The 12,745-nt window shown below is 68.0% G+C and carries 13 protein-coding genes and 1 tRNA gene; 1 reads left to right on the top strand and 13 read right to left on the bottom strand.

The window, feature by feature from the left end:
• Position 1: 1 nt before the first annotated feature.
• The 12 genes from F6B43_RS01790 to rplU all read right to left on the bottom strand — a co-directional run bounded on the left by F6B43_RS01790 (position 2) and on the right by rplU (position 9,712).
• Positions 2 to 1,681 carry an acyl-CoA dehydrogenase family protein gene (locus F6B43_RS01790; RefSeq protein WP_150447220.1) on the bottom strand — a complete coding sequence of 560 codons (1,680 nt, stop codon included), beginning with the start codon at positions 1,679 to 1,681 and terminating at the stop codon, positions 2 to 4.
• Positions 1,678 to 2,772: a zinc-binding metallopeptidase family protein gene (locus tag F6B43_RS01785; protein WP_246159745.1), complete on the bottom strand. Its 1,095-nt coding sequence runs from the start codon at positions 2,770 to 2,772 to the stop codon at positions 1,678 to 1,680. Before F6B43_RS01785 ends, F6B43_RS01790 begins: the two co-directional genes overlap by 4 nt.
• 225 nt (positions 2,773 to 2,997) lie before the next feature.
• Positions 2,998 to 3,070: transfer RNA gene (locus tag F6B43_RS01780), tRNA-Ala, on the bottom strand.
• A gap of 90 nt (positions 3,071 to 3,160) precedes the next feature.
• Entirely contained in the window at positions 3,161 to 3,544 is a 384-nt protein-coding gene (gene rsfS / locus F6B43_RS01775) for a ribosome silencing factor (RefSeq protein ID WP_150447218.1), read from the bottom strand.
• Positions 3,541 to 4,539: a hypothetical protein gene (locus F6B43_RS01770; RefSeq protein WP_150447217.1), complete on the bottom strand. Its 999-nt coding sequence runs from the start codon at positions 4,537 to 4,539 to the stop codon at positions 3,541 to 3,543. The genes rsfS and F6B43_RS01770 overlap by 4 nt, the downstream gene beginning before the upstream one ends.
• Positions 4,536 to 5,132: a nicotinate-nucleotide adenylyltransferase gene (gene nadD / locus F6B43_RS01765; protein WP_150447216.1), complete on the bottom strand. Its 597-nt coding sequence runs from the start codon at positions 5,130 to 5,132 to the stop codon at positions 4,536 to 4,538. The genes F6B43_RS01770 and nadD overlap by 4 nt, the downstream gene beginning before the upstream one ends.
• A 9-nt stretch (positions 5,133 to 5,141) precedes the next feature.
• Complete coding sequence (locus F6B43_RS01760) at positions 5,142 to 5,360, bottom strand: hypothetical protein (RefSeq protein WP_150447215.1); 219 nt, start codon at positions 5,358 to 5,360, stop codon at positions 5,142 to 5,144.
• Between the two features lie 51 nt (positions 5,361 to 5,411).
• On the bottom strand, positions 5,412 to 6,671 hold the full coding sequence (locus F6B43_RS01755; protein WP_150447214.1) for a glutamate-5-semialdehyde dehydrogenase: 1,260 nt from the start codon (positions 6,669 to 6,671) through the stop codon (positions 5,412 to 5,414).
• Positions 6,668 to 7,528: a glutamate 5-kinase gene (gene proB / locus F6B43_RS01750; protein ID WP_150447213.1), complete on the bottom strand. Its 861-nt coding sequence runs from the start codon at positions 7,526 to 7,528 to the stop codon at positions 6,668 to 6,670. Before proB ends, F6B43_RS01755 begins: the two co-directional genes overlap by 4 nt.
• Positions 7,525 to 9,030, bottom strand: coding sequence for a GTPase ObgE (gene obgE, locus F6B43_RS01745; RefSeq protein ID WP_150447212.1), 1,506 nt, complete (start codon positions 9,028 to 9,030; stop codon positions 7,525 to 7,527). Before obgE ends, proB begins: the two co-directional genes overlap by 4 nt.
• A 94-nt stretch (positions 9,031 to 9,124) precedes the next feature.
• A complete protein-coding gene (rpmA, locus tag F6B43_RS01740) occupies positions 9,125 to 9,385 on the bottom strand; it encodes a 50S ribosomal protein L27 (RefSeq protein ID WP_150447211.1) in 261 nt (86 codons plus the stop codon).
• Between the two features lie 18 nt (positions 9,386 to 9,403).
• A complete protein-coding gene (rplU, locus tag F6B43_RS01735) occupies positions 9,404 to 9,712 on the bottom strand; it encodes a 50S ribosomal protein L21 (protein WP_211367981.1) in 309 nt (102 codons plus the stop codon).
• Between the two features lie 184 nt (positions 9,713 to 9,896).
• Between rplU and F6B43_RS01730 the strand changes: the two genes are divergently transcribed.
• Entirely contained in the window at positions 9,897 to 10,169 is a 273-nt protein-coding gene (locus tag F6B43_RS01730; protein WP_150447210.1) for a DUF4031 domain-containing protein, read from the top strand.
• 18 nt (positions 10,170 to 10,187) lie between these two features.
• Here the strand turns inward: F6B43_RS01730 and F6B43_RS01725 are convergent, their stop codons facing one another.
• A complete protein-coding gene (locus F6B43_RS01725; protein WP_150448355.1) occupies positions 10,188 to 12,509 on the bottom strand; it encodes an Rne/Rng family ribonuclease in 2,322 nt (773 codons plus the stop codon).
• Positions 12,510 to 12,745 lie beyond the last annotated feature (236 nt).

Here is a 12,745-nt window from a genome sequence, read left to right as displayed (position 1 = left end):
TTCAGTGCCGCGCGACAATCGCAGCGGCATCCGTCCCGCGCGGAAGCACCCCGTACTGCGCGGCCCGGTCCTCGCCGAGGCGCACCGCGATGAACGTCTCGGCGTCGAGCGAGGGCGCGTGCCGCAGCATGAGGGACGACTGGAAAGCCAGAGCGAGCCACTCGCTGAGGCGACGCGCGTCGCGCTGCGCCTCGGACGGTTCGGCGCCCGCGAGCTCATCGAGCAGACGCAGCGTCCGGTCGACATGCGCGTCCAACAGCGGGGACGCGCCCTTGGTCGAGTCCAGCTCGTTGGCGAACGCCAGCGTCGACTCGTTGTCCCGCGTCAGCGCGCGAAGCACATCGAGGGCGATGATGTTGCCGGACCCCTCCCAGATCGCCATGACGGGCTGCTCGCGATAGCGGCGGGCAAGCGGGAAGGTCTCCGTATAGCCGTTGCCTCCGAGACATTCGAGCGCTTCGTAGGCGTGGTGGGGCCCGCGCTTGCTCACCCAGTACTTCGACACCGGCGTCGCGAGGCGCCGGAGGGCCACATCGCGGTCGCCCGCGTCCGACTCGAAGAGCTGGGCGAGCCGCAGGCCCGTGAGCATCGCGGCCTCGGCCTCCAGAGCGAGGTCCGCCAGGACAGCGGTCATGGCCGGTTGATCGACGAGCTTCGCGCCGAAGGCCTCCCGACCGCGCGCATGCCACGTCGCCTCGGCGACGGCTTGCCGCATACCCGCCGCCGAACCGAGCACGCAGTCCAGACGCGTGCGCTGCACCATCTCGATGATCGCGCGAACTCCGCGGCCCGGCTCCCCCACCAGCATCCCGACCGTGCCGTCGAATTCGACCTCGGCCGACGCGTTCGACCGGTTGCCCAGCTTGTCTTTGAGCTTCTGGATGCGAAAGACATTCCGCATCCCGCGCGGGAGGAGCCGCGGAACAAACAGGCACGAGAGCCCCTCCGCTGTGTTGCCCCTGCGGGTCTGCGCGAGCACCAGGAACCCGTCCGACATCGGCGCTGAGCAGAACCATTTGTGACCCGTGATCTGGTACGAGTGTCCGCCCATGTGCACACCGGTCGTCGTGTTGGCGCGGACGTCTGAACCGCCCTGCTTCTCGGTCATCGCCATGCCGATCAGCGCACTGTTCTTCTCTTCGTTCGGCAGCAGCCGCGGTTCGTACTCGCGCGAGTACACCCGCGGGAGCCACTCGTCCGCGACCCAGGGCGAGTCTTTGATCGACGCGACAGCGGCGTGCGTCATCGACACGGGGCACGCGTGGCCCGGTTCGACCTGCGCGAAGAGCATGAACATCGCCGCCCTCGCGACCGACGCGCCCTCACGCGGTTCGGCCCACGCAGACGTGTGCGCGCCGCGCGCGACCGCGGCCGACATCACGCGATGGTACGAGGAGTCGTACTCGACCTCGTCGAGTCGGAATCCCCAGCGATCGTGCGAATACGCGACGGGAGTGTGCACATTCGCGGTATGCGCGTCCTGCTGGAACGAGGTCGAACCGACCAGCGTCCCGGCCTCGCGGAGGTCGGCATCCGCCCATCCCGCTCCCATGGCCTGCACCGCGTCGACGAGCGGGGTGTTGAGCGCGTACTCGTCGATCTCCGTCCGGAACGGAGGCTGGTTCAGCACGTAATGGGGCGATGCTCCGATCACCCGCTGGCCGCGTGAGAAGGAGGTCATGTCGGCTCCTCCTCGAGCATGGGCGCCGCCCAGGCGACCGCTGCCTGCTCCTCCCTGGTGAGCGGGGCGCGCGTGACGAGATCGTGGATGAAGCCGAGCTTCCGCTTGACCGGGGCGACGAGGTCGAACGGATAGAGGTCGCCGAACCCCATCGATCGGTTGATGCGGTTGAACGCCTCGGACATCCAGTCCCAGTCGGACAGGAGCAGGTTCACCGCCTCGTCCTGATAGCTCTCGAGCGGGATCACGTCGGTGTCGCGCAGATTGGTCGCGCTCGCATCGAGATGGATGCCGATGGATGCTGCCGTGGCGAGCGTGCCGGTGATGTGCAGGTAGTGCGCGAAGCTCTCGGCGAAGTCCTCCCAGGGGTGCATCGTCGCGTATTCCGAGATGAACGTGTCGCGCCAGTCGTCGGGGGCACCGTTGGCATAGTGCCGCTTCAGCGCATCCTGATAGCTCGAGCGTTCGTCGCCGAAAAGCGCGCGGCATCGGCGCCACGTCTCGTCGTCGGTGATCAAGACGTTCTGGTAGTAGTGCCCGACCTCGTGACGCAGGTGGCCGAGCATCGTCCGGTACGGCTCGCCCAGCCGCACGCGCAGCGCTTCGCGTCGATCGTCGAGGCTCTCCGCAAGATCGAGCGTGATGATGCCGTTCGCGTGGCCGATCATCACGCGCTGCCCCGACGAGAGACTCGAAAGCAGATCGAAGCCGAGGCCGCCCCGCTTCGTGTACCAGGGCGAGATCGGCAGGCCGAGGTCGCCGAGCTGCAGGATCAGGCGCCGCTTCGCCTGCTCGGTCTTCGCGAGCTTCTCCATCGCGATCGTGTCGTCGGCATCCGGCTGACGCCGCGTGAGACGGCACGACAGGCACTTGCCGTTCGGCGCGTCTTCGCGCACGAGCCAGTTGCAGTCCCACGCACGATTCGAGCAGGCGTACCAGGTCGTCTCTCCGATCTGCACTTGACCACGGCGAAGTCCGTGGAACTGGCGGGTGACCAGGTTGTACGCGACTTCTGCCTCGCAGTTGGGGCAGATCAGCATGTCCAGGTAGAGGAAGTGCCGGCAGTGGGGGCACCGTGGAGCGGAGTTCACGCTCTCACCGTACTGGCCACGCCGTCCGGAGCGGTCGAAACCCGAAGTCGCGCTTACACACACATGCTCCGTGGTCCAGGCAAGGGCCCTCGCCGAAACAGGCTCGCGCGCCGCTGTGCTTCGGCGCGATCCCGTGTTTCGGCGCGATCCGCCGCTGCATACGACGAAAGCCCCGGCGGGTGGCCGGGGCTTCATCGTGTCGCCGAGAAGCGACTCATCACACGGTGGACCTGAGGGGACTCGAACCCCTGACCCCCTGCATGCCATGCAGGTGCGCTACCAGCTGCGCCACAGGCCCGTTTCGCTGCCCTCGCTCGCGCGGGGCAACCCCACAAGATTACTACATCCGGCGGTCGGTGCCGAACCGGCGCCGAGGTCGAGGGGTCGGTTACGCGCCTGTCGCTTCGGCGGGCGCTGCGAGCTCGATGGGGACGACGGGGCAGTCCTTCCACAGGCGCTCCAGGCCGTAGTACATCCGCTCCTGCTCGTGGAACACGTGCACGACCAGGTCACCGAAGTCGAGCAGGATCCAGCGCGCCTCGTTGCGTCCTTCCCGGCGCAGACGCTTGTGACCGGCTTCGAGGAGACGATCCTCGATCTCGTCGGCGATCGCCGCAACGTTGCGTTCGTTGCGCCCGGTCACCAGCAGGAAGATGTCGACGAGCGGAAGCGGCCCCGACACATCCAGTGCGACGAGATCCTCCCCGCCCTTGGCGTCTGCGGCGGTGGCGGCGATGTTGAGCATCGTGCGCGAGTTCTCGGTAGCCACTATCTGAACACTCCCGTGGCGAAAGCCAGGATCAGGACGCCCACCAGCGCGAGGGCGAGAACGCCCGCCGTGATCGCCAGCGTGAGCATGAGTCGGTTTCCCTTTTCGGGGGCAGGCGGACGGATGATCTCGCCATTGGTCTTCACCGTGCTGATCGCAGCGCTCGCGGCGATCGGCGTGGGCGACGAATGCGCCGGCAGCTCACCGTCGATGAGCACAGCATCCGCCTCACGGCCGTCCGCTGCGCCGGGCACGTGCCCCTGCGATCCGAGTCCTTCGGGGAGAGCGAACGTGCCGGTGATGAGCACCTCGCCGGTCGCGGCGATCGGCGACATGAGCGGCGCTCCCTCGCCCTGGGAGAGGATCAAGGCGTTGGGCGTGGCTATCGACCCCGACGCGGCACTCTCGCGTGCGATGAGCTGATCGAAGGACGCCGGTACCGCCGGAGAAGTCACCGGCTCACCGGAGAGAAGCTCCGAGCCGAACTGAGGATTCACAATCGGCCGGTCGGCCTCAGGAGCCTCTGCGAAGACTTCGGCCGCCGCATCCGGTGTCGAGTCCTCCGATGTGGAATCCGCGACCTCGAGGGGACGGTCGGCCGGCACGGCAGGCGCCGCTGCCGCGCTCGCGGCGAGCACCTCGGGGGTGATGACCGGCACCGACGCGGTGCGGATGCGCTCCTGCTGGCGGGCCTGGCGGCGTGTGAGGGGCGAAACTCCCAGGTCGACGCTCGCGTCCGGTGCGGGAGCGGGAGCCACGACGACGGGCTCGGCGGCCCGTGCGAGCGGTGCGACGGGTACGGCATCCGCGGCAGGCGACTCCTCGGAGGCGTCGCGTGCGGTCGGCACAGCGGCATCGGTCGTCGGGGAATCCGCCGCCCCCGCCGTCTCCTCCTGGGGACCCGGCCCATCGCCCGTGACGATCGGGTTCGACGCGGTGTTGCGGATCTCCCGCATCTGCTTGCGGGTCAGCGGCTGGTTGTCCGTCTGCTGGTTCATGCCTTGCTCCGGTAGAGGTGATGCTTCGCGATGTACTGGACGACCCCGTCGGGAACGAGGTACCAGACAGGATGGCCCTTGCGCACGCGCTTTCGGCAATCCGTGGATGAGATCGACAGCGCCGGGATCTCGAGCTGACTCACATCATCGCTGGGAAGCCCCGCGGTGCTCAGCACGTGACCAGGGCGGGATACGGCGACGAAGTGGGCCAGTTCCCACAGTTCATCATGATCCCTCCAACTGAGAATCTGCGCTACGGCGTCGGCGCCGGTGATGAAGAACAGCTCGGCATCGGGACGCTGTGCCTTGAGGTCCTTCAGTGTGTCGATCGTGTAGGTGGGGCCGTCGCGATCGATATCGACGCGGCTGACCGTGAACTGCGGATTGGATGCTGTCGCGATCACCGTCATCAGGTAGCGGTGCTCGCTCTCGGTCACGTCCTGCTTCTGCCACGGGCGGCCGGTCGGCACGAACACGACCTCATCGAGGTCGAAGTTCTGAGCGACCTCGCTCGCCGCCACGAGGTGTCCGTGGTGGATGGGATCGAACGTGCCACCCATGACCCCGATCCTCGGAGCCTTCGTCGAGGTCATACGGTCGACCTAGTGGCCGTGCCCCGCTTCGTGCGTGTCGTTGGCTTGCGCTCGAGCGTACGCATCGGCCTTGTGCGGGTGTCGGTTGGCGACATGGCGGTAGGAGAGTGTCACGAGACCGAGGGCGGCGAAGACGACGATCGCGGTGATCCCGAAGCCGACGGTCTCGAGCGCGACGTTTCCGTGCCCCTCTTCAGCGGCGAGGACGAGGATCGTGGCGAAGGTCATCGGGATTCCGTTTCGGGTTCGTTGACGTGCGGGTTCGACCAGTTTAGGCGCTCACGCCCTGACTTGCCCGGCACCCCGCGCGAGCCATTTGGTGCTGGTCAGTTCGGCGAGCCCCATGGGTCCGCGGGCGTGCAGCTTCTGGGTGGAGATGCCCACTTCCGCGCCGAAGCCGAATTCGCCGCCGTCGGTGAAGCGCGTCGATGCGTTGACCATGACGACCGCGGAGTCGACCTCGGCGAGGAATCGATCCGCGTTCATGCCGTCCTGGGTGATGATCGACTCGGTGTGGTGCGTCGAGTACTGCCGGATGTGGGCCAACGCCTGATCCAGGTCGTCCACGATTCGCACCGAGATGTCGAGACTCAGGTGTTCCGTCGCCCAGTCCTCGTCCGTCGCGGGGACGATTCCGTCCGCGAGGCGGGAGACCTGCTCGTCGCCGTGAACGGTCACGCCCGCACTGTGCAGCGCAGCGACCACGGGCGGGACGAGGCGCTCAGCTGCGCCACGCACCACCAGAACCGTCTCGACGGAATTGCAGACGCTGGGGCGTTGCACCTTCGCGTTGACGACGATGTCGCGCGCCCACTCCAGCGGGGCTGTCTCGTCGAGCACGATGTGCACGATCCCTGCGCCCGTCTCGATCACCGGGACAGTGGATTCGGTGACCACCGTCTCGATCAGCTGCGCACTGCCGCGCGGAACCAGGACGTCGACGATGCCGCGGGCGTGCATCAACTCGCGAGCGCCCTCGCGACCGAAGTCATCGACCGTCTGAACGGCCTCGGGGTCGATGCCCTCGTGCGCGAGCGCTCCGCGCATCACGGCGACGAGCGCGCGATTGGTGGATTCGGCAGCCGAGCCACCGCGGAGCACGACGGCATTCCCCGATCGCAGGGCCAGAGCAGTGATGTCGACCGTCACGTTCGGTCGTGCTTCGTAGATCGACCCCACGACACCGAACGGCACCGACACCTTCTGCAGGCCCACTCCGTTTGCGAGCACCCGCTCATCGAGAACCCGCCCGACGGGATCGGGCAGGTCCGCAACGTCGCGGACGGCCTGCGCGAGCGCGGCGACGCGGCCCTGATCCAAGCGCAGGCGATCCTGCAGCGCCGTCGAGAGCCCCGTCGCGCGGCCTCGCTCGATGTCGTCGGCGTTCGCCGTCACGATCTCGCCCGCAGCGGCTTCGATCGCCGAAGCGATCGCCCGCAGCGCCGAGGCCTTGGCTGCGTCGGAGAGGAGCCCCACCTGCCGCGAGGCGGTCTTCGCCAGGAGCATCCGCTCCTGTGCCGTCGTGGTCGTGGTCGTCATCGGCCCAGTGTATCGGCGGGGAGAGGCGTGCCCGCGGCCGTTCGGATCGGGCCCGTGGCGGACGGCGCACCCGGCTCGGGGTTCGGGTCGAACCAGGTGCCGATCGCGTCGCCGTCAAGGGCACGCGAGACCAGATCGGCACTGGTGACCAGAACCCCGACACCGGATGCTGCGGCCACCCGCGCCGCAGACACCTTGGTCGCCGCTCCCCCGGTGCCGACGCTGTTGACGACGACGGAGCCGAACTCGAACCCGTGCAGGTCGTCGCCGTACGCCACCCGATCGATGGGGATCGCGCCCGGCTCACCGGGGGGGCGCGTGTAGAGGCATTCGATGTCGCTGAGGAGCACGAGCGCGTCGGCGCCGATGAGCTCGGCGACCAGCGCCGCCAGGCGGTCGTTGTCCCCGAACCGGATCTCGTGCGTGGCGACGGTGTCGTTCTCGTTCACGATCGGGAGGATGCGAAGCCCGAGAAGCCGCTCCATGGCCCGCCGCGCGTTGGAGCGATGCGTCGGATTCTCCAGATCGCCTGCGGTCAGGAGCACCTGGCCCGCGACGATCCCGAAGGGGCGCAGAGCGTCCTGGTAGCGATAGATCAAGACGTTCTGGCCGACTGCGGCCGCCGCCTGCTGTGTGGCGAGGTCGCTCGGTCGCGCGTCCAGAGCGAGGAAGGGCATACCCGTGGCGATCGCACCGGACGAGACGAGGACCACCTCGGTGCCGCGGCCGTGAGCGACGGTCAGCGCTTCCACGATCGTCTGGATCTTGCCGGCGTTCTCACCGCTGATCGACGAAGATCCCACTTTGACGACGACGCGCCGCGCGGCACGGATCCCCTCACGGGTCAGAGTCGTCACTCGGGATCCTCTTCGTCGACGTACACCGCCCCGCGCTCGGCATTGAGCTCGGCGCGGGCTTCAGCCTTGGCATCCATCATCTCGTGGTAGCGCTCACGCCGTTCGGAGGTCGTGCGTCGCGGGTTCTGCACCAGACGGGGATCGGTTCCGCGGGGAGCGGTCATCAGCTCGGCGACCGATGACAGCGAGGGCTGCCAGTCGAAGACGACGCCGTCGCCCTCGCCGATGACGACCGTGGCGCCGGGGGCGGCGCCTACGCGGTAGAGCTCCGTCTCGACGCCCAGCTTGTCGAGTCGGTCGGCGAGGTAACCCACGGCCTCTTCGTTCTGGAAGTCGGTCTGGTGCATCCATCGGACCGGCTTCTCGCCGAGAATGCGATAGATGTCGCCGTACGAACCGCCCTCGACGCGGATCGTGAACTCCTTCTTCGCGCCGCGCGGTCGGATCACGACGCGCTCCTGCACCGGCTTGAGCGCTTCTTGCGCGCGATGCTGGGCGATGATGTCGGCGAGGGCGAACGTCAGCTGACGCAGGCCGTCGTGGCTCACCGTCGAGATCTCGAAGACGCGGAAGCCGCGCGCTTCGAGATCGGGCCGGACGAGCTCGGCGAGGTCGCGCCCCTCCGGCACATCGACCTTGTTCAGGGCGATCAGCTGCGGGCGCTCCAGGAGCGGAACCTGGCCCTCGGGAACGGGGTAGGCGGCGAGCTCGGCGAGGATGACGTCGAGATCCGTCAGCGGGTCGCGCCCGGGTTCCAGCGTCGCGCAATCCAGGACGTGCACGAGTGCGGTGCAGCGCTCGACGTGACGGAGGAACTCGAGCCCGAGACCCTTGCCTTCGCTGGCGCCCTCGATCAGACCCGGCACGTCGGCGACGGTGAAGCGGATGTCGCCGGCCTGCACCACCCCCAGATTGGGGTGCAGGGTCGTGAACGGGTAGTCGGCGATCTTCGGCCGCGCCGCAGAGATGGCCGCCACGAGGCTGGACTTGCCCGCGGACGGGAAACCCACCAGAGCGACGTCGGCGACCGTCTTGAGCTCGAGCTGGACGTCACCCTCCCAGCCGGGTGTTCCCAGCAGAGCGAAGCCGGGGGCCTTGCGCTTGGGTGTCGCGAGCGTCGCGTTGCCCAGACCCCCGATGCCGCCGGGCGCCACAACGAAGCGCATGCCGGGCTCGATCATGTCGACCAGGGTCTGGCCGTCCGCATCCTTCACGAGGGTGCCCACCGGAACGGGGAGCTCGATCGACTCGCCGATCGCGCCGGAGCGATGGTCGCCCATGCCGAAGCCGCCGTTGCCGGCCGAGCGGTGCGGTGAATGGTGGTACGACAGCAGGGTGGTGACCTGCGGGTCGGCGACCAGCACCACATCGCCGCCGTTGCCGCCGCTGCCGCCGTCAGGACCGGCGAGCGGCTTGAACTTCTCGCGCTTGACCGAGACGCAGCCGTTGCCGCCCTTGCCCGCGCGCAGGTGCAGCGTCACGCGGTCTACGAATGTGACCATGCGCTTCTCCTGACTTTCGTGGGGTGATGGAGCGGAAACAGAAGGGGGCGAGCCGAAGCCCGCCCCCTCCGCTGAAAGCTGTGTGAACCTCGGATTACTCCGCGGCTGCCGTCACGATGTTGATGACCTTCCGGCCGCCCTTGGTGCCGAACTCGACAGCGCCGGGAGCCAGAGCGAACAGCGTGTCGTCGCCGCCACGGCCCACGTTGGCGCCGGGGTGGAAGTGAGTACCGCGCTGGCGGATGATGATCTCGCCGGCGAGCACCTTCTGGCCGCCGAAACGCTTCACGCCGAGGCGCTGAGCGTTGGAGTCACGACCGTTACGGGTGGAGCTTGCGCCCTTTTTGTGTGCCATGTCCTGAGTCTCTTCCGGTTACTTGATGCCGGTGACCTTGACGCGCGTGAGGTCCTGACGGTGCCCCTGGCGCTTCTTGTACCCGGTCTTGTTCTTGAACTTCTGGATCACGATCTTGGGGCCGCGCTCTTCGCCGAGGACCTCGGCGGTCACGGTGACCTTCGCCAGCTTGTCGGCGTCGGTCGTCACGGCATCGCCGTCGACAAGGAGCACTGCGGCAAGCTCGATCGAGTCGCCGATCTTCGCGGACTGACGATCGAGGACGACGATCGTGCCGACCTCGACCTTCTCCTGCCGGCCACCGGCGCGCACAACTGCGTAGACCACTTCATACCTGTTTCTTCGGGGAGCGCGCGGCTCCGAATGCCTGAGCAAGACTCGGTGCGGAAGCAAGAGTGTCGTCGACGCACCAAAGGAATACTTTACCGGATGCTTCACCCAGGCGCAAAAGGAGCGCCACCCGCGTGTCGTGGCGGGCCTGTGCACGGCTCGCCATGGGTAGCATCACGACGTGTCCATTCTCATCGATGATCCGCGGTGGCCGGCGCACGGACGCCTCTGGGCGCACCTGATCAGCGACGCGAGCCTCGACGAACTGCACGCCTTCGCCGACGCGAACGGGATTCCGCGCCGCGGATTCGACCGCGACCACTACGACATCCCCGAGGAGTCGCACGCGCGCATGGTGGCGGCGGGTGCGCGCCACGTCGACGGGCATGCGCTCGTGCGCGCCCTGATCGCCTCGGGCCTGCGCATCACCGCCCGCGAACGTCGCGGACTCTGAGCGCAGGCCGGACGGTCGTCAGTCCGCGGTCGGGGTGTGGACGACGGGCGTGCCACTGAGCCCCGCCGTGGTCACGCGGCGGCTCCGCGAGCGCCCTTGACCCGGTGCCTTCGGCTCGGGCAGCGCATTGAGCACCGTGTCGAGCAGCTGCTCCTTCTCGGTGCGCGGGGACGACTGCGACGGGCGCTTCTTGCGGGCCTTCTTCGGGCGCTCGACCTCGTCGGGCGCGACGGGGGCCGGTGCCTCCGCCGCGGGAGCCTCGTCCTGCGGGGAATGGATCGTGGATGCCGCGATCTGCGCGAGCGCCGACTTCACACCCTCCGTGATCATGTGCGTGCCGCCGTTGCCGGCCCCGTTCCCGGAAGGCTGCGATGCCCGCGGGCGGCGCGGCCCCCCACCCTGGGGGCCGTTGGACACCCCCTGCGTGCGATGGCGGGCGACGGGGTCGTGGTGCACGACGACCCCGCGGCCCGCGCAGACCTCGCACGGCTCGCTGAAGGTCTCCAGGAGGCCCAGACCGAGCTTCTTGCGGGTCATCTGCACGAGACCGAGCGATGTGACCTCGGCGACCTGGTGCTTGGTGCGGTCACGGCTCAAGCATTCGACCAGGCGCCGCAGCACGAGGTCCCGGTTGGATTCGAGCACCATGTCGATGAAGTCGACCACGATGATGCCGCCGATGTCGCGCAGACGGAGCTGCCGGACGATCTCTTCCGCGGCTTCGAGGTTGTTCTTGGTCACGGTCTCTTCGAGGTTGCCGCCGGTGCCGACGAACTTGCCGGTGTTGACGTCCACGACGGTCATGGCCTCGGTGCGGTCGATCACGAGCGAACCGCCCGACGGCAGCCAGACCTTGCGGTCCAGCGCCTTCTCGATCTGCTCCGTGACCCGGAATGCGTCGAACGGGTCAGCATCGCCCTCGTACTTCTCGATGCGTTCGAGCAGATCGGGAGCGACGCTGGCGAGATAGCTCGAGATCGTCTGCTCGGCTTCGTCACCCTGGATGAGCATCTTCGTGAAGTCTTCGTTGAAGACATCGCGGACGATCTTGACCAGCAGGTCGGGCTCGGAGTGCAGCAGCGCGGGCGCAGAGATCGACTCGATCTGCGCGCTGATGTGCTCCCACTGCGAAGTGAGGCGCTGCACGTCGAGGGTGAGCTGATCCTCGGTGGCGCCCTCGGCCGCGGTGCGCACGATCACGCCGGATGACTCGGGAAGCACCTCCTTGAGAATCTTCTTGAGCCGCGCACGCTCGGTATCCGGGAGCTTGCGCGAGATGCCGTTCATCGCGCCGCCCGGCACGTAGACCAGGTAGCGGCCCGGCAGCGAGATCTGGCTCGTCAGTCGCGCCCCCTTGTGCCCCACCGGGTCTTTCGTGACCTGGACCAGCACACGGTCACCGGACTTGAGGGCGAGCTCGATGCGGCGCGGCTGATTGCCCGTCTCGACCCCGTCCCAGTCGACTTCGCCGGAGTACAGCACGGCGTTGCGGCCGCGGCCGATGTCGACGAAGGCGGCCTCCATGCTCGGCAGCACGTTCTGGACACGTCCGACGTAGACGTTGCCGATCAGTGACGCGTCCTGGTTGCGGGCGACGTAGTGCTCCACGAGCACGTTGTCTTCGAGGACCGCGATCTGCACGCGACCGTTCTTCGAGCGCACGATCATCACGCGGTCGACGGCCTCGCGCCGGGCGAGGAATTCCGCCTCCGTCACGACAGTGCGTCGTCGTCCGGCTTCACGTCCGTCGCGGCGGCGCTGCTTCTTCGCCTCGAGCCTGGTGGATCCCTTGATCCGCTGCGGCTCGGTGATCAGCTCGACAGCGCGCTGGCGCGGCGGGGCTGCGGGCTGATCGGATGCCTCGTCGCGGCCTTCTGCTCCCCCGCGACGACGGTTGCGCCGGCGCGCACTGCTTGGCGCCGCGTCGTCGACGACGACCGCGGGCTCGGGCTTTGGAGGGAGTGCGGCGAACTCGGGAGCGTAGAAGTGCAGCTGCGTGGAGACCGTCGACACGAACACCTCGGGCAGAAGTCCCAGCGAGACGGCGGTGATGACCTCGGGTTCGGCGGGGCTCTCGACAGTCGTCTCGGCGGGCGACTCGATAGCGCCTTCCGCCGCGATCTCGGCAGGGGAACCCGTAGACGCGTCGTCTGAGGTGTGCGGTTCTGTGGGCGACGGCCCCTCGGGCATCTCGATGTCCGGACCTTCGAGGGGCTCGGTGAACGGTGCCTCGGGCGCAGCCGGGGCGTCCGGCTCTAGAGGCTCGACGGAATCCGGCGCGGGAAGCGCAGCATCCGGCGTGTTCTCGGGTTCTGTCTGGTCATTGGTGTCTTCGGCCATCACTGGCGTACTCCCTGCGGACGCACCGCGCGTCGCCCGGCAAAATCTCGTGCGACGGCGGGTCTCGCTGCCGCGAACTCATCTCGGTCTGCAGCCGGCTCACGGGCTCATGCTGCCAGGGGCTCTCGTCGCCCCGAAGTCTTCGTGTGATGCGGAGTGCGGCGCGGCCGCAGAGCATCGACGACCATTATCGCACTTTCGACCGACGAGTGCGCGCCGGACACGTCGGGGCGCGC

This window comes from Microbacterium rhizomatis, assembly GCF_008710745.1.
Lineage (GTDB): Bacteria > Actinomycetota > Actinomycetes > Actinomycetales > Microbacteriaceae > Microbacterium > Microbacterium rhizomatis.
The sequence above is the reverse complement of the archived record's forward strand: the minus strand, read 5'-3'. Positions and strand labels throughout refer to the sequence as shown.